Genomic DNA, 19,575 nt, shown 5'->3' on the forward strand with positions numbered 1-19,575 from the left:
TGGTCTAGATGCGATAGAGCGCGCTCGCATTGTCGAAGAATAGCGCGAGGCGTTCTTCCCGCGTGCGATCCGCGACGATGGTCTTGAAGCCCACGAAAAGATCATCGAGCGTGACGACGAGACTATCGACCGGAAAATTGCTCGCGAACATGCAGCGGCCCACGCCGAAGCTTTCGATCGCATCGCGCACGATGCGTCCGTTGCGCGCGACGCTCCAGCTTACGCCAGCTTCGCCGATGCCCGATATCTTGAGCCATACGTTCGGCCATTGCGCGAGCGCATCGAGCGCGGCGCGCCATGCGGCGAGCGCTTCATCGCTGCGATCCGCGGGCAGGCCCGTATGGTTCACGATGATTTTCATCTGCGGAAAATCGCGCGCCAGTTCCGCCGCTTCGCTGAAATGCCACCACGGCGCCTGCAATTCGAACATCAGGCCGCTTTGCGCGAGCAATGCATAGCCGCGTCGCCAGCGCGCGCAGCGCATCGAGCCGGGCGCAGCGAAATCCGCGCGATGCGCCGCGCGTGCAACGGTCTTCGGCTTGTGACGCACGCTGCGCACGAGCGGCATCTCGCGATACGCGGCGATCGTATCGGCGACATCGTCGCGATCGAGCCAGATTTGCGCGGCCATCGCGTTCGGCAAGCCGGTGCGCTCGTGCAATGCGGTGGCCCAGCGCGCCTCGCCGAGCACGTCGCGCGGGTCCCATTCGCCTTCCATCATCACCGTCTTCACGATGCGATGATTGCCCGCCTGCGCGAAGTAATCGTCGGGCAGGAAGTTCCGGCAGATCGCGGCGTAATCGCCATAGCGAAACGGAATGCGCGGCAGATCGCGCAGCCACGGATGATAGTTGCGCGCCACGTCCCAGAAGTGATGATGTGCGTCGACGATGGGCAGGTCCGCGTCGTCGCCGCTTTCCAGGAAGCGCTCGCGCAAGGCTTCGATGCGCTCTTGCATCATGGCGTTCAGCTCAGGCGGTCTTGCGCCATGCGCACGACGATGTCGAACGCTTTCTGCGTTGCGCCGACATCGGCACGGCCCTGGCCGTGGATATCGAACGCGGTGCCGTGCGCGGGCGTCGCGATCGGCACGGGCAGGCCGCCGTGCACGGTGACGCCGCGCCAGAAGCCCATCAGCTTCATCGCGATCTGACCTTGGTCGTGGTACATCGTGACGACGCCGTCGAAGACTTTCTGATCGCGTGCGCGCACGAAGATGGTGTCGGCGGGGAAGGGGCCTTGCGCGTCGTAACCTTGCGCGCGCGCGTGTTCGACGGCGGGCGCGATCACGTCGATTTCCTCGCGGCCGAACGCGCCGTTATCGCCGTTATGCGGATTGAAGCCGCAGACCGCGATGCGCGGCGCTTCGATGCCCGCGCGTTTGAGGCCATCGTGAATCAGTTGCACCGCGCCGACGATGCGCTCCTGCGTGAGCTTCGCGCTCACGTCCTTCAACGCGATATGCGAGGTCACGCGCGAGGTCCACAGTTCGTCGAGCACGTTGAATTCGCAGAATGCGCCGCTGAAATCGAGCTGGCGCGCGAACCATTCCATTTCGTCGTTCGTCTCCATGCCGGCCATGTGCAGCGAGGTCTTGTTGACGGGCGCGAAGAGCATCGCCTGCGTGCGGTTCGCGCGCGTCGTCGCGAGCGCCTGTTTGAAGGCTTCGAGGCTGTAGCGGCCGCCGCGTTCGGTCGATACGGCGCGCTCGTAGGGGGCGTCGTCGGGCAGGCGGAAGTCGATGAGCGAGGGCACGTCGGTATCGCGCGCGGCGGCATCGACGCTATCGACCAGTTCATAGTCGAAACGTTGCTGCGCGATCTCCATGCCGTGATCCAGCTCACGCTTGTCGCCGATGATGACGAGATCGGCGCGCGCGCGATTCTCCGGCTTCGCGACGAGGCGCGCGATCAGTTCGGGACCGATGCCGGCGGGGTCGCCGAGAAGCACTGCGATGAGAGGTTTCATGTGTATAGGGTCTCGTGATCGTTGTTAGCGGGTGCGGCGCAGATCGATGGCGATCGAACCGAAGATATACACCAGCGCGCACGCGCCGTAAAAATGCAGCACCGCATCGAAGGAACCGGTGCGCTGAAGAATGAAGCCCGTGATGAGCGGAATCGAAATCCCGCCGACGCTGCCCGCGCAGTTCATGCACGCACCGAGCAGGCCGACGCGTCCGGGGCTTGCGAGCAACGAAGGCAGGCTCCAGTAGAGGCTGCCCCACATCAGCAGGAACGATGCGCCGCACAGCACCGCGACCGCGACGACAGGCGACGTGATGCTCGGCAGCGTGGCGAACACGGCGAGCGTGACGAGCCCCGACACGGCGATCATGCTCTTCACGACCTTGCCGCGCGAGAAATTCATTGCGCACAGCGCATCGCACAGAAAGCCGCCCGACAGCGAGCCGAGTGCGCCGGCGAGGAAGATGAAGAAGGTCGCCGCGCCGATCTGCGACAGGCTCAAACCGCGCGCCTGCGTCAGATAGCTCGGGCCCCACGTGAGCAGGCCGAAGAAGATCATCGCCCAGCTCATGCGGCCGACGCACATCGCGATGGTCGAGCGCAGCGGCAGCGGCGCATCGTCCAGGCTTGCGCGCGCCGCGCTGGATACGGACGGCGCGCCGTCGCGGATATGCGCGAGTTCCGCGCCGTTGACGCCCGGATGTTTCGCGGGATCGTCACGCAGATAGCGCCATGCGAGCCAGCCGCACGCGATGGTCGCAAGTCCCGCGACGACGAACGCGGTGCGCCATGAGCCGAACATGAGGATCAGGTTGGAGATCGCGAGGCCGCCGATCGCCGCGCCGAGCGGCGAACCCGCGTCCATCAGCACCGCGCCGCGCGCGCGTTCGGTGCGCGACAGCCAGAGCGCGTTGAGCTTGCTGCCCGCGGGAAAGAGCGGGGCTTCCGCGCCGCCGAGACCGACGCGTAGAAACAGCATCGACAGGCCGCCGGTGGCCGCGCCCATCAACGTCTGAAAGATTCCCCACAGAACGGTTGCGCCGGCCACGACCTTGCGCGGCCCCAGTTTGTCGATGAGCCAGCCGCCCGGAATCTGCAGGAGCGCATACGACCAGAAGAAGCTCGACAGCACGAGCCCCTGCATCGCGGGCGAAAGTGCGAATTCTTTCGCGATGGTGGGCATCGCGATGGAAAGCGAGATGCGGTCCACGAGGTTGATCAGCGTGATGAGAAATACCACGCCGAAGATGCGCCAGCGTACGCTCGTCGCGTGTTCGGACGAGGCGGCGTCGCGCGCCGCGTGTGATTCGATCCTGCTCTCCATGTCTGTCTCCTGATGGTGTCGGGCTGCATTGGCCCTGCATCATTGCGTCATTCGATGATGTTGAAGTCGCTCAGATGCTTGTCGGACAGCGTGATGCCGAGGCCCGGCGTTTCATCGGAGAGTTGCAGATAGCCGTTCTCCGGCTGCGGCTCGCCGTCGAAGATGTAGTAGAAGAGTTCGTTGCCCACTTCGACGTCGAACACGGGGAAGAACTCGGACATCGGGCTCGCGGTGCTCGCCATCGTCAGGTGATAGTTGTGCATCTGGCCCGCGTGCGGAATCACGGGAACGGACCACGCTTCAGCCATCGCGTTGATCTTGCGCGCGGCGGTGATGCCGCCCACGCGGTTCGTGTCGTACTGAATGACATCGACGGCGCGGCGTTCCAGCAGATCCTTGAAGCCATAGCTCGTGAACTCGTGCTCGCCGCCGGATATCGGCACGATGTTCATCTTTTTAAGCTCCTGATAACCTTCGACATCGTCGCCGATCACGGGCTCTTCGAGCCAGCGCGGGTTGAACTCGGCGAGACGCGGCAGCATGCGGCGCGCGTATTCCAGCGTCCAGCCCATATAGCATTCGAGCATGATGTCCACATCGTCGCCTGCGAGTTCGCGCAACAGGCGGACCTGCTCCAGATTCTTCGCCATGCCTTTCGGGCCGTCTTTCGGGCCATAGCCGAAGCGCATCTTCATCGCGGTGAAGCCCTGATCGAGATAGCCTTGCGCTTCCGCGAGGAATGCATCGCGGTCGTCGTTGTTATAGAGCTTCGACGCATAGCACCAGATCTTCTCTTTCGTGCGGCCGCCGAGCAGCTTGAAGACGGGCTTTTTCACGGCTTTGCCCATGATGTCCCACAGCGCGATATCCACGGCGGAGATCGCCGCCATGCCGATGCCCTTGCGTCCCCATGCGAGCGTGCGCCGATACATCTTCTGCCAGATGTATTCGTGATCGAACGGATCTTCGCCGATGGCGATGGGCGCGAGATATTCATCGACGATCTGTTTGGCGACGCGCGGCGCGAGCGCGCAATTGCCGATGCCGACGGTGCCGTCGTCGCATTCGATCTCGACGACGAGCCAGCCGTGAAAGCGGAACGAGCCCATTGCGTCGCCGCGTTCGTAGAGTACATCGACGGCGTTCGTGCAGAAGTGCGATTGCGGCGGCACGACCTTGCCTTTCCATTCGAAAACGCGTGCGCGGACATGCTTGATCTTCATCTTCGGTGTCTCCGGTCTATTCGGATTGGGCCGCTGAAACGAGGGTTTGCGCGGCTGTATCGGGTAGCGCTAGTGTGCGAAACTCCGCGATAACTGACCATTGAATTATTTGCATCAGGCTATTTCCTGGAGTTATCGCTCGCATGATCGCGCCCGCCCCGACCATACGCAAACGCCTGCGTCTGCGTCATCTGCAATTGATGATGGCGCTCTCGGAGACCGAATCGCTCAGAAGCGCCGCCGACGAACTCGCGATGACGCAGCCCGCCGCGACCAAGGCGCTGAAGGAACTGGAGGACACGATTGGCGCGACGCTGTTCGTGCGTCATGCGCGGGGCATGGAGCCGACGATTTACGGCGAAGCGGTGATGCGATACGCGCGGGTCGTCTTCGAGGATCTCGATGAGCTGCGCGAGGAACTGGCGGCGATCGAGGCGGGCGATATCGGCAAGGTGCGCATCGGCGCGGTGATGGCGCCGGCTCCTGATTTGCTGACGAAGGTGATCGTGGAGTTGAAGGAAGCGCATCCGCGCTTGCAGATCAGCGTGCAGATCGATACGAGCGATGTGCTCGTGCAGGCGTTGCAGCAGGATCAGCTCGATATCGTGGTAGGGCGCATTCCTTATGGCTTTTCCGCGCTCGATTTGACGTTCGAGACCTTGTCGGAGGAGGCGCTGACGATCGTCGCGCGGCCGGAGCATCCGGCTGTCGGGATGGCGGCGCGGCCGAAGCTTGCGGATCTGGCGAAGTATCCGTGGATCGTGCAGCCGCATCCGAGTCCGATGCGGCAGATCATCGATCAGACGTTTCGCGAATCGCGGGTTGCGCCGCCGGTTAGCACCGTCGAGACTTCTTCGATTCTTACTACCTTGTCGTTGTTGCGGGATTCGGACATGCTGGCGGTGCTGCCGAGTTCAGTCGCGGATTATTATTCCGCGTTGGATACGATTGCTTCATTGCCTACGGGGTTGAGGGGGCGGCTCGCGCCTTATGGGTTGATTCTCAGGAAGAACAGGCGGATCAGTCCGGCGACGCAGTTGGTGATTGAGGCGATTCGGAGGGCTTGAAGGGTTGGCTTTTGGTTTTCGCTTGTGCTTTTGTGGAGTCCTGAATTCGTGTCGGTTTATTAGCACTGCCCCTGTGCGGGGCGGCAGTCACTTTCTTTGCTGCTGCAAAGAAAGTAACCAAAGAAACAGCTCTCCCCAGCCTAAGCACTTCACACCGGCCGCGGCACAGACGATTGGCTGAATGGCCCGGCAATAGCGAGTGCCCCCACAAGCAGATAACGGCTTGGACCGCGCACGGTCTGACTCGTCGCACCACACAACAGACTGGTTCAGCACCAAATAGCTCCAGCCCGCTACGCGGCCGATGGGTCAATCGGGTGCGCGTGCGCTTCTTCCTCGACGGTTTCCCTCGCATATCCCGCGGCAGCGCGTAGCGCTGTGCCGATGCTCTTTCGTGCTGAACCAGCGCTCTAAAACACCTAGCTTGTCAGACCGTGCGCGAGCCAAGCCCCAATGGGCCTTTGGGGGCGACACTTAGGCGAGTGCCACCGCGGGCTGGCAAGCATGGCCAACGTGCGTGTGACCGCGGGCCTGAACGAGCTGCTTTCTTTGGTTACTTTCTTTGCAGCAGCAAAGAAAGTGACTGCCGCCCCGCACAGGGGCAGTGCCAATAAACCGACACGAACCCGGGATCCGGCGGCAACCAACGCGAAGGAACCCTACCTCCCAAACTCCAACTCCTCCCGCGCAGTACCATCATCCGAAGCAGAACCCGCCCCTCGATCCAACGCAATATCCGGCCGCATAAAAAACGTCATCACGATCCCGACAGCGAGCAACCCAAGCGACCCTGCAAAAGGCAACGTCCAGCTCCCGGTCCGATCGACAACAAACCCGAACACGATCGGCGAAAAAATCCCTGCGATAGCAGATCCCGCATTCACGAGCCCACTCGCGATCCCGACGTGCTTCGGCGTAATGTCCATCGGCACGGCCCAGATCGGCCCGATCGTCATCTCCAGAAAGAAGAACGACAAGCTCAACGACGCCGCCATGACCGGCAGCGACTTCACCACCATCACTGGCGCGAGAAACACGAGCGCACCGAGAAACGCGACGATGATCATATTGCGACGCGCCGAAACCACACTGCCCGTGCGCTTCAGAATACGATCCGAAATCACCCCGCCCGCCGTATTGCCGACCACGCCCGACAGAAACACACCCGCCGAAAAAAGCGCCGAACTCTTCAGATCGAGTCCGCGTCCGTGCATGAAGAAAGTCGGCAGCCACGTGAAGAACAGCCAGCCCGTCCAGCCATAACAGAAGTAGACGATCATCGTCGGCGAAATGCGCTTGAGCAGGCGGCCCCAGGGCGTCGGCTCGCGCGTCTTGTCGACGGCGACCTTGTCTTCAGGCGGCAACTCGGCCTCTTCCTCGGCCGTCATATGCCGATGCTTGCGCGGGTTATCCGCGAAGTACCACGCATAAACGACGACCCACACGGCCGTCAACGCGCCGACGAGCACGAACGACGCACGCCACGAAGCAAACGCGACGAGCAACGCGATCAAAGGCGGCGTGAGCGCATTGCCGAGTCGCGAGAACGAATGCGTGAGACCCTGCACGAAACCGCGCTTGCTCGCCGGATACCAGTTGACGAGCGCGCGCGCCTGCGCAGGCAGCGCCGCGCCTTCGCCGACGCCGAGCAACATGCGCGCACAGAACAGCGACACGACACCGCCCGCGAATCCCGTTGCGATCGTCGCGACGATCCAGATCGATGCGCACAGCACGAGTGTCGTCTTCGCGCCAAAGCGGTCGCTGAACCATCCGCCGATGACCTGGCAGATCGCATACGTGTAAGCGAAAGCACCGAACACGAGGCCGATGTCGGTATTGGTGAGATGAAGGTCGTCGCGTATCAGGCCCGCCGCAGCGGACAGGTTGACGCGATCGAGATACATGATGAAGGACATCGCGCACATCAGCGCGAGAACGGAGCGTGTAACTCTGGGGCGATGCAGCATCTCTTATGTCTCCTCCGAGGCTTGTTGCGCTCTTGTTCGAGGACGGACCGCATGTCGATCCGACGCATCGCAGTCTCGCGAAAACAGCGATAGCCGTCTATTGAATTCGCCTCATGAGGTGATTACCGGCGGTTATGGCTCGCGCAAAAGCACGCGGCTCGCGTCCCGAAGGATCGCGAGCCGCGCATCGTCCAACCGCGAAGCTGCTTCAGGCCGCCGCGCGCATGCCTTCGTCGTGAAGACGGAAAGTCTCCACCGCCGTGCGCAACGCGCCCGCCTGATCTTCCAGCGACTGCGCCGCCGCCGCCGCTTCCTCGACGAGCGCCGCGTTCTGTTGCGTCACTTCGTCCATCTGCGTGACGGCGCGCGCCACTTGCTCGATGCCGCTGCTCTGCTCTTCCGAAGCCGCCGCGATCTCGCCCATGATGTCCGTCACGCGCTGCACCGCCGTGCTGATCTCGGTCATCGTGCGGCCCGCTTCGTCGACGAGCGCAGTGCCCGATTGCACGCGCTCGACCGAGTTGTCGATCAGTTCCTTGATCTCCTTCGCCGCCGCCGACGAACGTTGCGCGAGCGAGCGCACTTCGCCCGCCACGACCGCGAAGCCGCGTCCTTCCTCGCCGGCGCGCGCCGCTTCGACCGCCGCGTTCAACGCGAGAATGTTGGTCTGGAACGCAATGCCTTCGATGATCGTGATGATGTCCGCGATCTTCGAGGAGCTCTGGTTGATCTCGCCCATCGTCGTTACGACTTGCGACACGACATGGCTGCCCTTGCCCGCGATCTCCGACGCGTTCGCCGCGAGCACGCTCGCCTGACGCGCATTGTCGGCGTTCTGCTTGACCGTGCCCGTCAGTTCATCCATGCTCGACGCCGTTTCCTGAAGCGCCGACGCCTGCTGTTCCGTGCGCGAGGAAAGGTCTACGTTGCCCGCCGCGATCTGCTTGGTCGCGGATGCAATCGATTCGCTGCCGCCGCGCACCGTGCGAACCGTATCGATGAGGCTCGATTGCATCGTCGCAAGACCGCGCAACAACTGGCCCATTTCGTCGTTCGATGTCACGGTCACGTTGCGGCGCAGATCGCCGGTTGCGATCGCATCGAATTGCGCGAGTGCGGCATCGAGCGGACGCGAAATACGGCGACGCAGCGAGATCCACGTATAGAAGGCCGAGGCGACGCCGAGCAGAATCGCAACGATGCAGCCGGCGCGAAACGTGCCGAACACTTCCTCTCCGTGGTCATACGAAGCCTTCGCCTGTTCGAATTGCAGCTTGCGCAGCAGCACGCCCGTCTTCGCGAACTCGGTGAACACGGCCTGCATCGCGCTTGCGTCGTCGATGATCTTCGCCTGATCTTTCGCGCGGACATCGGCATAGCCCGTGTCGATCAGCTTTTGCAGCCCGAGACGCTGCTCGTTGAACTTGTCGGCGAGCGCTTTTTCTTCGGGGCCTTGCGGCAGGCTGGAATACTTCGTCCATGCGTCGTCGGAGGTTTTGCGCATCAGCGAGCCGCGTCCGATCGCTTCTTCCGCCGCGGGCGTGCCGACGTTCAGCGCCGCGCGATCGAACGAGAGGCGCTCGCGCGCCATGAACATTTCCGCATTGCCGACCGACACCGCGCTCGGCATTTCATTCGTGAAGAGGTCGTACGTGACCGCGTTGGACCGGCCCATGCCGATCACTCCGACGAGGCCGATCGCGATCAGCAGCGCGCTCAGAAGCGTCATGGCCAAGGCCAGTCGGCCTTTTATTGTCGAAAACATAGCTCTCTCAAGGTGGCTGCATCGCAAAGGCGCAAGCGCGCTCGGGCGGCGATGCTTCGCCTGCTGCGCGGCCGCTGGAATCCATCGGCTGGCCTGTATAACGACAGCAGGACAAGGTCCTTTAGTGAGCATTTAGTGAGCGAGTAAAACGTTTTTCAAAACGCTTACGAAGAAAAAGCCCTGTTTGCAGGGCCTTTTCGCGGTGGGTCAGGGTTTGCCGCCGATCCGGTCGAATGTCGTCAGCAAATCGGCGAGTGATTGTTTACAGGCTGCTTGCTGCGGCGTCTTCGCGCGCAGCGCTTCCAGCGCACGATCGATCGCTTTGTCTACGACATGCCAGTCGCTCGCGGCACGCGGCTTGAGCGACGGCTCCGCTTCGTCCCACGAGACTTCGAGGTCCTTGATGCGCGCTTTCGCGCCGGCGAGATCACCCTTGTCGACGAGCGTCGCCGTATCGGCGGCGATCGTGCGAAACGGCGTCAGGTCCCCGAGCTTCGATGCAGCATGCGCCGCGCCGATCGCTTCGAATCCGGCCGACGTGATCGAGCCTGTGAAGGCGCTGATGGCGACGGCCGCGCAAAGCGCCGCGCCCGCGATATGACGGGATTTCATGGTCTTCTCCTTGGATGAGGTCAGGCAGGATGCGAACCGCCGCGCCGGCGCCGTGCCTGGCTCGTGTGATCGAGATAAGTCACATAGGCGACGAGCGCGACGATGATCGCGAGAAAGAGGGCGCTGGTGTAGATCGTGCCGAATCCCATGCCGCCGTAAGTACGCGGCTGCGACATGAGATCGCCGAGCGATGCGCCGAGCGGGCGCGTCAGGATGTAGGCGATCCAGAACGCGGCGACGCGATTCATGCCGAGAAACGCCGCCGCGCCCGTGATCGCAATGAGCGCGGCGAAGATCAGCACGCCGAGCGGGAAGCCGAGACCGAGCGCTTCGGTGGCGAGATCGCCTGCCGCGGTGCCGAGCGCGAAGGTGCAGAGAATCGCGCACCAGTAGAAGAGTTCGCGCCGTCGCGTGTCGATCGAACGTATGGAGAGCGAATGCTCCGTGCGATGCCAGATCGCGAACATGAAGGCGAGCAGCACGGCGAAGCACGCGGTGCTCGCGTAGAGACTCACGCCCGCGCTGTCGGTCAGCGCATCGGTGATCTGCGTTCCCGCGATGCTGATCAGCACCACCGTGAGCCAGTAGAGCCACGGCACCATGCGGCGCGTGCGCATCTGCATGAATAGGACCGTGGCGAGCAGCGCGGCCGTGATCGCATCGGTCACGATGACGCCGAGTCCCGCGTTCACCGCGAGATAGTCGGCACCCGTTTCGCCGACGGTCGTCGACATGATCTTGATGATCCAGAATGCGAGCGTGACTTCGGGTACCTTGTTGAGCATCGCGGGCATGTGTCGCCTCCTCGTGTCGGTGCGAGCGCGCGAACACCGCGCGTCGTCATCGCGAACTGTGTGCGCCGATACTTAGTGCGCGCTTAGGTAACCGCGAAGCAACCGCCGCCCGAAAACCGTCCTAAACTTCATGCGGGCTCACGAGGGGAATCGCCGAGCATGTCCGCCGACGCACCGCATCTTCGTCTCGCCGACGAAATCAAGGTCTGGCCGCTCCTGCGCGCGACCATCGCGCTGTTGCCGTTCGTCGTGCTCGCGCTCGCAACCGGCAACGACTTGTGGATGAAGGCCTCGCTGCTCGCGATCGGCACCGTGATCGGCGAGGACAGGCTCGCGCTGAGGCCGCTCGGTGTCCTCGCGCATGGGCTCGCGATCATCGCCGGAACGTATCTTCTGCTGCTTGCCGAACGGGTTCCGGTGTTCTTCGTCGTCGCGTGCATGTTGCTCGCGGCGGGCGTGATCCTGCTCGTGTCGCGCGGCAAGGAATTGCGCGCGCTCGGCAACTGGACCTTCGTTCCCGTGCTCATCCTCGCGAACGAACTTCAGGGCGGCCGCACCATCGATGCGCTGTTGCGCGAAGTGCCCGCCTCATTGCCTTATCTGCTCGTCGCGCTCGTTCCTGCGCTCGTGTCGGCGCATATCCGCTCGCGCGGCAAGCCCGCCGCGCGCTGGTCCAATCTCGACGATTTCGGCGAGCGCGCGCCTTTCGGCGAAGATCTCGCGGCGATGCTCGCGAGCGTGGGCATTGCGGCGGTGATGGTCGTGCTCTGGCACATGGACCGTGCGCAATGGGTGATCTGGGGCGCGGCCAGCATCGTGACGGGTTCGGTCGATACGGCGCGCACGAAGCTCGCGAACCGCGCGTTCGGCGTGATCGTGGGCGTGCCGATCGGCATCGTGCTCGGGCGGTTCGTCGTACCGCATTCGGACATCGCCGTCACGCTCGCGACGCTCGCGGCCTTCCTCACGCTCGTCGCGTTTCAGCGCTACGTCGTCGGATATTTCTTTCGATGCGTGTTCGTGGCGCTCGCGATCATGCTGGCGAACCAGTCCGCCGCCGATGCGTTCGAGCGGCTCACGCACGTGCTCGCGGGCGGCGTGATCGGCATTGTGTGCGTGTTCGGCGCGCATGCCGTGGCGCGGCGCTTGTCGCGTCGATAGTCCCTTGTCGCGAACGACGGCAGCATCGTCGCGATCCACATGCCGACGAACGCCGCCGCCGTGCGCAGCCACGTGCGCCCGCACATCGGCGTGAACGCAGGCAGGAGCATCGAGCCGCCGGGCATCGGCAGCCCGCTCATCGATGATATCGGCGTGTGCATCGCGCAAGTCACGATCACGACCGCCAGCAAGACCAGCGCGGCCATGAGGACAAACCGGCGGCGCGAAACGCACATGCTCTCTCGTTCGATGATCGCGGTCAGCACGTTCATGATGTCATCCCCTTGCGTTCGTCCGGTGCGCGTCGAGTACGGTGTTAGATTAGTCGCGGGCATGCACGGCAAAGGAGTGACAAGTGTGTCGGGATTCGCATGGATTCACTGATCACGGCGGCGGCGCGCGCGCTCGCGGCGGGTGATCCGCTCGGCGCGCTGAACCGGATCGCGCTGCGCGAGGACGCGAGTGCGCTCGCGTTGCGCGGCATCGCGATGGCGCAGCTCGGCGACTTCGTGCGCGCGCGTGCGCTCGTGAAAAGCGCGGCGCGAGCGTTCGGTACGAAAGAGGCGCTGGCGCGTTCGCGATGCATCGTCGCGGAAGCGGAAATCGCGTTGGCATCGCGCGATCTCACGTGGCCCGCGAAGGCGCTCGATCACGCCCGCGCGATTCTAGAAGCGCATGGCGATCACGTGAACGCAGCACATGCGCGCTATCTGGAAGTGCGCCGCGCGCTGCTCATCGGACGGACCGACGATGCGGAGCGCATGCTCGCCGAACTGAATCCCGCATCGTTTCCGGCCGCGTCGCGGGCCGCGCATGAGCTCATCGCGGCAGGCATCGCGATGCGGCGTCTGCACACGCAAGCGGCGCACGCCGCGCTCGAACGCGCGACAAAAGCCACGCGGCAGGCGGGCATTCCGGCGCTCGCCGCCGAAGTCGAGAGCGCCTGGCGCATCCTCAGCACGCCCGTCGCGCGTCTCGTCGCACACGGCAACGAGCGGCTGCTCCGGCTCGAAGAAGTCGAGGCGCTGTTTGCATCGAATACGTTCGTCGTCGATGCATGCCGTCTGTGTGTGCGCGAGAACGGCACGTCGATATCGCTCGCGACGCGGCCCGTGCTCTTCACGCTCGCGCGGATGCTCGCGCAGGCATGGCCCCACGACGCGCCGCGCGATGCGCTGATTCTGCGCGCGTTTCGCATCAGGGAAGCGGACGAGACGCATCGAGCGCGGCTGCGCGTCGAGATGGGCCGGCTGCGGACGATGCTGCGCGCGCACGCGGGCATCGATGCGACTTCGCGCGGCTTCGTGCTGAAGCCGCGTCATGCGCGCGAGGTGGCCGTGCTCGCGCTGCCCGTCGAGGACGAGTACGCGCCGCTGCTCGCGTTTCTCGCCGATGGCGAATCGTGGTCGAGCTCGGCGCTCGCGATCGCGCTCGGCGCGAGTCAGCGCACGGTGCAGCGCTCGCTCGATGCGCTCGCCGCGAGCGGCAAGGTGCAATCGTTCGGGCGCGGTCGCGCGCGCCGCTGGACCACGCCGCCGATGCCCGGATTCACGACGACCTTGTTACTCCCCGTCGGGCTCGCGAGTGATTAGCATGAACGCACGATCAATCATCAGGAGGACGTCGAAATGAAGCGCGCAAAGGCTGAAATCATCCGCGAATACGGGCCTTTTCCGGATGTCGAAGGTGTGCACGGCGTCACCTGGGACGGCGAGCGTGTGTGGTTCGCGGCGGGCGACACGCTCAACGCGTTCGATCCCGACAGCGGCGAGAAAGAGCGCTCGCTGAACATCGCGGCGCATGCGGGCACGGCCTTCGATGGCGAGCATCTGTTTCAGATCGCCGAGGACCGCATCCAGAAGATCGATCCGAAGACAGGGCGCGTACTCTCGACGATTCCCGCTCCGGGCGGCGGCGCGGACTCCGGCCTCGCGTGGGCCGAGGGCACGCTCTGGGTCGGGCAATACAACGAACGCAAGATCCATCAGATCGATCCGGACAACGGCGCGATCCTGCGCACCATCGAGTCGAATCGCTTCGTCACGGGCGTCACGTGGATCGACGGCGAACTCTGGCACGCCACCTGGGAAGGCGACGAGAGCGAGCTGCGCCATATCGACCCGCAATCGGGCGAGGTCATCGAGCGGCTGGAGATGCCCGAAGGAATGGGCGTGTCCGGGCTGGAATCGGACGGACATGAGCGCTTTTTCTGCGGCGGCGGGCGCACCGGCAAGGTGCGGGCCGTGCGCAAACCGAAGCGCGGCTGAGCCCCGCTTTCGTCCGATGTTGCGACACGGCGCGGCGATCTCCGCCGCCGCGTTCCTTACTAAAGACTTCCTCCCTCACGCCGATAAACACCGATCAAAGCCATCATCAGAACAGGGCCAGAAGGTGCAGAGAGGCGCCAACGATTTCCTCGGGACCATCGGCGAGAACGTCGCCAGGAACCTGCCGTACATCGAACATGCACGTCGTTTCGATGGGCTCGGTCTCGCTCCGCTCGGCGTGCTCATCGCGGCATGCGGCACCTTCTTCGTGCCGCTGCCGTGGAACGTGCTGCTCGCCGCGCTCGTCTTCGGCGCGACGATCGTCGTGCATCGGATGCAGGTGACGAATCGTCAGATCTTCGTCGCGCGGCAAGTCGCGCATGGGCTGCTTTCCATCGCCGAGGACTGTCTCAAGCTGCTCTCGCTCGAAGGCCGCATCATGTGCATTTCCGATGTCGGCAGGCGTCTCATCGAAGCGGACTGCGCCGAAGATCTCGTCGGCATCGACTGGCTCGCGCTCTGGGACGGTCCCGATGCGCGGCAGGCCTTCGAGCGCGCGAAAGCGGGTGAATCGACGTCGTTTTCCGGCACCTGCCGCACGATGACCGGCAAGCTGAAATGGTGGACATCGACGTTTGCGCCGGTCTACGGCGAGCATGGCAAGGTCACGGCCGTGCTGTGCAAATCGCGCGACATCACCGCGGAAGTGGATCTTATCGACGAACTGCGCGGCAACGCGCGCGTGCAGAAGGACATGGAAGATCACGTCGATGCCGTCTTCTGGACCGCGACGCGCGATTTCCGCGAACTGCTGCACGTGAGTTCCGCGTTCGAACGCATGTGGGAAATGCCGATGTCCGCGCTCGAAGCCGATCAGACCGCCTGGTCGCAGCGCGTGCATCCCGACGATCTGCCCGCGCTGCGCGAGGAAATGCGCACGGCGCTGAACACGGGCGCCGCGACGCAGAGCTATTTCCGTCTGTGTCTGCCGCACGATCGCACGCGCTGGGTTCGCGCGGATATCTATCCGGTGACCGAGGACGGCGTGGTGTCGCGCGTCGTGAGCGTGTGCGTCGATGCCACCGACGAGCGCCAGCGTCTGCAGGAACTGCATCGGCTCGCGAACACCGACAGCCTCACCGGCCTCGCCAACCGCAACGCGATGATGGACGCGCTCCTGAAACGCTGCGAAGCGGGCGCGGCGTTCGCGTACCTCTTCATCGATATCGATCGCTTCAAGTCCATCAACGACACGGCGGGCCATATCGCCGGCGATGCCGTGTTGCGCACGATCGCGCGACGCATTCAGGAGACGCTGCCCGAAGGCGCCGTGGCCGCGCGTCCGGGCGGCGACGAGTTCACGGTGATCCTGCCGGGCGTCTTCGAACAGGAAAGCATCGCGCGCGCGTGCCGCAAGCTCTCGCTCGCCTGCCATCGTCCGATCAAGATCGAATGCAAGAGTCTGACGATGACCTGCTCGATCGGCGTCGCGCTCTATCCGGAGCACGGGCGTACACCCGAAGCGCTCTTCATCAGCGCCGACATGGCGATGTACGCCGCGAAGCGCGCAGGCCGCAACACCTTCCGCGTGTTCGGCGATCGCGAGAAGGACGATCTCGCACGCGCGCATCTCGAAGCCGAACTGCACGGCGCGATCCGCGAGAATCAGTTCGTGCTGCATTATCAGCCGCAATATCGCGTGGAATCGGGCGAGCTCGTCGGCGTCGAGGCGCTCTTGCGCTGGGATCATCCGCAGCTCGGGCTGCTCGCGCCTGGCGCGTTCGTGCCGGTGCTGGAAGAGAGCGCGCTCATCGTCGAGGCCGGGCACTGGGTCATCCGCGAGGCCGTGCAGGCCGCGTCGCAACTCGCGCTCGCGCTGCCGCAGGCGTGTTCGGTGGCGCTCAACGTGTCGCCGAAACAGTTCCGCGATCCGCGCCTCGTGTCCGTGCTCAGGCACGCGATCCGGCGCGGCTGCATCGATTCGAACCGCATCACGCTGGAGATCACCGAATCCGCGCTGATCGACAACGTGGACGACGCGCAGGAAGTGCTCTCGAACGTGCGCGCGATGGGCGTGCGCATCGCCATCGACGATTTCGGCACGGGCTATTCGAGCCTCAGCTACTTCGCGCGCTTCCGGCCGGACGTGCTGAAGCTCGACAAATCCTTCGTCGATAACATCGCGACGGACGCGATGGTGCGCACGGTCGTCGAAGGCGTGATCGATCTCGCGCACAAGCTCGGCGTGACGGTGGTCGCGGAAGGCGTCGAGACGCAGGAGCAACTCGATACGCTGCGCGAAATGAACTGCGACAAGGTGCAGGGCTTCCTGCTCAGCCGTCCCGTGCCGCTCGCGAACCTGATGGCGCAGGCAGGCGCGGAAGAAGCCGCGGCGCTGCGCTGACACCGGCGTTATCATCGCGACACTCGCGCATGCGAGCCGGAGACAACCGATGAACACTTCATCCTTACGCGTTTCGCTGGCCGTGCTCGGCTTTTCGATCAGCACGCTCGCGCTCGCCGATGCCGCGCCGCCGTGTCCCGGCGCGAACGACGCGAACGCAGGCAAGCTGGTTCAGGTTCGCGATTTCACGCCGGTCAGCAAGGAAGGCGGCTCGTCGCGTTTTCTCGGCTCGCGGCTGCGTTCCGCGCGCAACACGATGAAGGTGGATCAGAACGCATCGGCGCTGGCCGAAGGCATCGTCAGCAGGCTCGGCGCGAAGGGCATCGGCGCGTGTCATATGACAGCGGATTCGCCGCCGCCGACTTCGGGCTGGCTCGTGACCGGCGAATTCGACGAGACGCTGACATCGGGATTCGGCTCCGCGTTGCCGTCGATGGGTTCGTCGGACAAGAAACCCAACACGCACGTCACCGTGCAGCTCGCCAATCTCGCCGCGAGCCCGGACGCGCCGCTTACGCAGATCGATACGAGCAGCGAGCTGAAGGGGCAGAAATCGGCGGCGGCGCCCAAGCCCTACGGCGCGGCGGCGCGCTTCGTGATCAACACGGCCGAATCCATCTCCTCGCTCGACGATCTCGCGGCAAAGATCGCGGATCAGATCGCGACGGAGAAGGCGAAGCTCGACGCCACGCCGCAGTAACGCGAATCACAGCGCAAGAACTGGAGTGCCGGCGCGCGCCGCATCCGTGACGATGAGCTATCTCATCCCGTCACGGAGCCACGTCGATGCGCTTCCCCGCTTCCTTCCAACGCCTCGCCTGGTCGAACCTGCTCGCGCAATCGGCGGAGCAGATCGGCCTTGCCGCCGCGCCGCTCGCCGCCGTGTTCGCGCTCGGCGCGTCGGCGGTCGATATCGGCTTATTGCAGAGCGCGCAGACGCTGCCGTTCCTGCTTCTCTCCATTCCACTCGGCGTGATCGCGGACCGCCGCTCGCGCCGCACGTTGATGGCCACCGCCGAATGCGCCCGCGCAATCGCGATGGCCTGCGTGCTGCTGCTCGTGTTCGCGCACGCATTGACGCTGCCGCTGCTTGCGCTGCTGGGCTTTCTCGGCGCGACGGGCACGGTCGCCTACAACGTCGCCGCGCCCGCGCTCGTGCCGGCGCTGGTCGAGCGCGCCGCGCTGCCCGCCGCGAACGGGCGCATCGAGCTCGCGCGCAGCGTCGCGTATTCGGCGGGGCCGGCGCTGGGCGGGCTGATCGTCGGATGGATCGGCGCGGGCTGGGCCTATGGCTGCGCGGCGGGCTTGTCGGCGGCGGCGGCGATGCTGCTCGCGGGATTGCGCGAACCGCCGCGCAAGAACGCCGCCGCGCGTCATTTCCTGATCGAATTGCGCGAGGGCGCGCGTTTCGTCGGCCACGATGCGCTGCTGCGCCCGATGCTCGCCACCGCCGTGTTCTTCAACATCGGCTTCTTCATCTTGCAGTCGGTCTATGTGCCGTATGCGGTGCAGCGGCTCGGCCTGAGCGCGTCGGCGGTCGGCGTGACGCTCGGCGCGTACGGCGTCGGCATGGTGTGCGGCGCGCTCGCGGCGCCGGCCGTGGCGCGGCGCATCGCGTTCGGGCGCATGCTGCTCGTCGGGCCGTTTTGCGGGCTGGCCGCATCGCTCGTGATGGTCGGAACGCTCGCCGTGCCTTCGTTCTGGCTCGCGGCGTCGAGCTTCTTCCTGCTGGGCGCGGGGCCGATTTTATGGACCGTCGGCTCGACGACGCTGCGCCAGGCCATCACGCCCGCGAACATGATGGGCCGCGTCTCGGCGCTCAACAGCACGGCGACTTACGGCGCGCGGCCGCTCGGCGCGCTGCTCGGCGCGGCGATCAGCGCGCGCTTCGGCATGGGGCCGTGCCTCGTCGCGGCGGCGGCGGGCTTCGTCGTGCAGGCGTGGATCATCGCGGTTTCTCCGGCGGCGCGTCTTTCCGGCGTGCCCGAGGGCGCGCTCGTTTGACGCTCGCCGTGGGCGGATGAGCGAACATCGGCATCCGCCTGAGAATCCAGTCGAGCAATTCCTGCGGCCCCGCCGCGAGCGGACGCCCGGTCTTCACGAGCAGCTTCGCCTGCGCGCTTTCGAAGAGCGGATGCGCGATCGGAATCGTCGTCAGTTCGCCGCTCGCCAGTTCCCGATACGCGGCGAACTCGCCAATCAGCGTCATGAAATTCTCCGCGGCGACGAAGCGCTTCAGCGCGCCGAGCGAGTTCGTCGTGAGCGTCGGGCGGATCGCGAGGTTGTCGGTCGTCTCCAGCATCTTCACGACATGGCCGATGCCGAAACTGGGCGGCATCAGCGCGAGCGGATAGTCGAGCAGATCGCGAATGCGCGCGACGCCGCCGCGCAGCGCCAGCGGATGATCGCGCCGCGCGAGCAGCACGACCGGCTGCGGCGAGCTCGCGCGACTCTCGATGCGCTCGTGCGGCGGCGGATTGTACGCCAGGCCGATATGCGCGCGGCTTTGCGCGACTTCCTCCAGCAGATCATCGACGGCGAGCATCTGCATGTCGATTTCGAGGCGCGGATAACGCGCGCAGAACGGCGCGAGCACGTCGTCGACGAGCGTATCGACATAGCCCTCGCTCACCGCGAGCCGGATCTGGCCTTGCTGCAATCCCTTCAACGCGTGCAACTGGTCTTCGAGCTTCTCCTGCTGCGAACGATAGCCGCGCCAGAATTCGAGCAGATGAAACGCCGCCTCGGTCGGCCGCACGCCGCGCGGCTCGCGCTCGAAGAGCCTCGTGTCGAGTTCGTCTTCGAGCAATTTGATCTGCCGCGCGATCACCGACGGCGACGTATTCAGATGATCCGCCGCACCGCGAATCGTGCCGTGCGACAGCACTTCTTGAAAGTAACGCAGGCGCTGCTGATTGATCTCGCGCATCGTTATCGGCTCCGTGTTGCTCACAGAGCAACGATACGTGAACTTAGTTGCTCTTGCCAGCACAGTCGCACGCGCTCAACATCGCCTTACCC

General features: G+C 64.6%; 17 protein-coding genes. 8 read left to right on the plus strand and 9 right to left on the minus strand.

The features are described 5' to 3' along the window. Positions 1–4: 4 nt before the first annotated feature. Genes QCE73_RS22440 through QCE73_RS22455 form a run of 4 tightly spaced genes read right to left on the minus strand, consistent with a single transcriptional unit; the run spans position 5 to position 4,514 of the window. Positions 5–961, minus strand: coding sequence for an amidohydrolase family protein (locus tag QCE73_RS22440; protein ID WP_309883633.1), 957 nt, complete (start codon positions 959–961; stop codon positions 5–7). A gap of 5 nt (positions 962–966) precedes the next feature. Then, a complete protein-coding gene (locus QCE73_RS22445; RefSeq protein WP_309883634.1) occupies positions 967–1,968 on the minus strand; it encodes a 4-hydroxythreonine-4-phosphate dehydrogenase PdxA in 1,002 nt (333 codons plus the stop codon). A gap of 24 nt (positions 1,969–1,992) precedes the next feature. Then, the gene (locus QCE73_RS22450; RefSeq protein WP_309883635.1) at positions 1,993–3,291 is read right to left on the minus strand and encodes an MFS transporter; all 1,299 of its coding nucleotides are present in this window, start codon (positions 3,289–3,291) and stop codon (positions 1,993–1,995) included. Between the two features lie 47 nt (positions 3,292–3,338). Beyond that, complete coding sequence (locus QCE73_RS22455) at positions 3,339–4,514, minus strand: L-rhamnonate dehydratase (RefSeq protein WP_035501207.1); 1,176 nt, start codon at positions 4,512–4,514, stop codon at positions 3,339–3,341. A 143-nt stretch (positions 4,515–4,657) separates the two neighbouring features. Here QCE73_RS22455 and QCE73_RS22460 point away from each other — a divergent pair, with 143 nt between their 5' ends. Then, the gene (locus QCE73_RS22460; protein WP_035501209.1) at positions 4,658–5,581 is read left to right on the plus strand and encodes a LysR family transcriptional regulator; all 924 of its coding nucleotides are present in this window, start codon (positions 4,658–4,660) and stop codon (positions 5,579–5,581) included. Between the two features lie 659 nt (positions 5,582–6,240). On the opposite strand, the gene QCE73_RS22465 is transcribed toward QCE73_RS22460, so the two are convergent. The 4 genes from QCE73_RS22465 to QCE73_RS22480 form a co-directional block, all read right to left on the minus strand. Next, the gene (locus QCE73_RS22465) at positions 6,241–7,551 is read right to left on the minus strand and encodes an MFS transporter (RefSeq protein ID WP_035501211.1); all 1,311 of its coding nucleotides are present in this window, start codon (positions 7,549–7,551) and stop codon (positions 6,241–6,243) included. 208 nt (positions 7,552–7,759) lie between these two features. Then, the gene (locus QCE73_RS22470; protein WP_309883636.1) at positions 7,760–9,316 is read right to left on the minus strand and encodes a methyl-accepting chemotaxis protein; all 1,557 of its coding nucleotides are present in this window, start codon (positions 9,314–9,316) and stop codon (positions 7,760–7,762) included. A gap of 207 nt (positions 9,317–9,523) precedes the next feature. Then, on the minus strand, positions 9,524–9,928 hold the full coding sequence (locus QCE73_RS22475) for a histidine kinase (RefSeq protein WP_309883637.1): 405 nt from the start codon (positions 9,926–9,928) through the stop codon (positions 9,524–9,526). Positions 9,929–9,948: 20 nt separating this feature from the next. Further along, on the minus strand, positions 9,949–10,713 hold the full coding sequence (locus QCE73_RS22480) for a hypothetical protein (RefSeq protein WP_309884184.1): 765 nt from the start codon (positions 10,711–10,713) through the stop codon (positions 9,949–9,951). A gap of 168 nt (positions 10,714–10,881) precedes the next feature. Here QCE73_RS22480 and QCE73_RS22485 point away from each other — a divergent pair, with 168 nt between their 5' ends. The 7 genes from QCE73_RS22485 to QCE73_RS22515 all read left to right on the plus strand — a co-directional run bounded on the left by QCE73_RS22485 (position 10,882) and on the right by QCE73_RS22515 (position 18,558). After that, positions 10,882–11,883 (plus strand): FUSC family protein, encoded by a 1,002-nt coding sequence (locus QCE73_RS22485; RefSeq protein ID WP_309883638.1) that lies wholly within the window; start codon positions 10,882–10,884, stop codon positions 11,881–11,883. A gap of 39 nt (positions 11,884–11,922) precedes the next feature. After that, positions 11,923–12,267, plus strand: coding sequence for a hypothetical protein (locus QCE73_RS22490; RefSeq protein WP_309883639.1), 345 nt, complete (start codon positions 11,923–11,925; stop codon positions 12,265–12,267). Then, positions 12,255–13,475: a helix-turn-helix domain-containing protein gene (locus QCE73_RS22495; protein WP_309883640.1), complete on the plus strand. Its 1,221-nt coding sequence runs from the start codon at positions 12,255–12,257 to the stop codon at positions 13,473–13,475. Before QCE73_RS22490 ends, QCE73_RS22495 begins: the two co-directional genes overlap by 13 nt. 36 nt (positions 13,476–13,511) lie before the next feature. After that, positions 13,512–14,150 (plus strand): DUF5074 domain-containing protein, encoded by a 639-nt coding sequence (locus QCE73_RS22500; RefSeq protein WP_309883641.1) that lies wholly within the window; start codon positions 13,512–13,514, stop codon positions 14,148–14,150. Positions 14,151–14,274: 124 nt separating this feature from the next. After that, entirely contained in the window at positions 14,275–16,554 is a 2,280-nt protein-coding gene (locus QCE73_RS22505; RefSeq protein WP_309883642.1) for an EAL domain-containing protein, read from the plus strand. A gap of 49 nt (positions 16,555–16,603) precedes the next feature. Continuing rightward, positions 16,604–17,254 carry a hypothetical protein gene (locus QCE73_RS22510; RefSeq protein WP_309883643.1) on the plus strand — a complete coding sequence of 217 codons (651 nt, stop codon included), beginning with the start codon at positions 16,604–16,606 and terminating at the stop codon, positions 17,252–17,254. An 86-nt stretch (positions 17,255–17,340) separates the two neighbouring features. After that, positions 17,341–18,558: an MFS transporter gene (locus QCE73_RS22515; protein WP_309883644.1), complete on the plus strand. Its 1,218-nt coding sequence runs from the start codon at positions 17,341–17,343 to the stop codon at positions 18,556–18,558. On the opposite strand, the gene QCE73_RS22520 is transcribed toward QCE73_RS22515, so the two are convergent. Then, positions 18,500–19,483, minus strand: a complete 984-nt coding sequence (locus QCE73_RS22520; protein ID WP_309883645.1) for a LysR family transcriptional regulator — start codon at positions 19,481–19,483, stop codon at positions 18,500–18,502. The genes QCE73_RS22515 and QCE73_RS22520 overlap by 59 nt on opposite strands. Between the last annotated feature and the right edge of the window lie 92 nt (positions 19,484–19,575).

Source organism: Caballeronia sp. LZ029 (assembly GCF_031451275.1).
In the GTDB taxonomy this organism is placed as follows: domain Bacteria; phylum Pseudomonadota; class Gammaproteobacteria; order Burkholderiales; family Burkholderiaceae; genus Caballeronia; species Caballeronia jiangsuensis.

Bases quoted from the DNA above. Each gene is read 5' to 3' on its own strand.
- QCE73_RS22440 (WP_309883633.1), bottom strand. From the start codon at position 961: ATGATGCAAGAGCGCATCGAAGCCTTGCGCGAGCGCTTCCTGGAAAGC.
- QCE73_RS22445 (WP_309883634.1), bottom strand. From the start codon at position 1,968: ATGAAACCTCTCATCGCAGTGCTTCTCGGCGACCCCGCCGGCATCGGT.
- QCE73_RS22450 (WP_309883635.1), bottom strand. From the start codon at position 3,291: ATGGAGAGCAGGATCGAATCACACGCGGCGCGCGACGCCGCCTCGTCC.
- QCE73_RS22455 (WP_035501207.1), bottom strand. From the start codon at position 4,514: ATGAAGATCAAGCATGTCCGCGCACGCGTTTTCGAATGGAAAGGCAAG.
- QCE73_RS22460 (WP_035501209.1), top strand. From the start codon at position 4,658: ATGATCGCGCCCGCCCCGACCATACGCAAACGCCTGCGTCTGCGTCAT.
- QCE73_RS22465 (WP_035501211.1), bottom strand. From the start codon at position 7,551: ATGCTGCATCGCCCCAGAGTTACACGCTCCGTTCTCGCGCTGATGTGC.
- QCE73_RS22470 (WP_309883636.1), bottom strand. From the start codon at position 9,316: ATGTTTTCGACAATAAAAGGCCGACTGGCCTTGGCCATGACGCTTCTG.
- QCE73_RS22475 (WP_309883637.1), bottom strand. From the start codon at position 9,928: ATGAAATCCCGTCATATCGCGGGCGCGGCGCTTTGCGCGGCCGTCGCC.
- QCE73_RS22480 (WP_309884184.1), bottom strand. From the start codon at position 10,713: ATGCTCAACAAGGTACCCGAAGTCACGCTCGCATTCTGGATCATCAAG.
- QCE73_RS22485 (WP_309883638.1), top strand. From the start codon at position 10,882: ATGTCCGCCGACGCACCGCATCTTCGTCTCGCCGACGAAATCAAGGTC.
- QCE73_RS22490 (WP_309883639.1), top strand. From the start codon at position 11,923: ATGCCGACGAACGCCGCCGCCGTGCGCAGCCACGTGCGCCCGCACATC.
- QCE73_RS22495 (WP_309883640.1), top strand. From the start codon at position 12,255: ATGGATTCACTGATCACGGCGGCGGCGCGCGCGCTCGCGGCGGGTGAT.
- QCE73_RS22500 (WP_309883641.1), top strand. From the start codon at position 13,512: ATGAAGCGCGCAAAGGCTGAAATCATCCGCGAATACGGGCCTTTTCCG.
- QCE73_RS22510 (WP_309883643.1), top strand. From the start codon at position 16,604: ATGAACACTTCATCCTTACGCGTTTCGCTGGCCGTGCTCGGCTTTTCG.
- QCE73_RS22515 (WP_309883644.1), top strand. From the start codon at position 17,341: ATGCGCTTCCCCGCTTCCTTCCAACGCCTCGCCTGGTCGAACCTGCTC.
- QCE73_RS22520 (WP_309883645.1), bottom strand. From the start codon at position 19,483: ATGCGCGAGATCAATCAGCAGCGCCTGCGTTACTTTCAAGAAGTGCTG.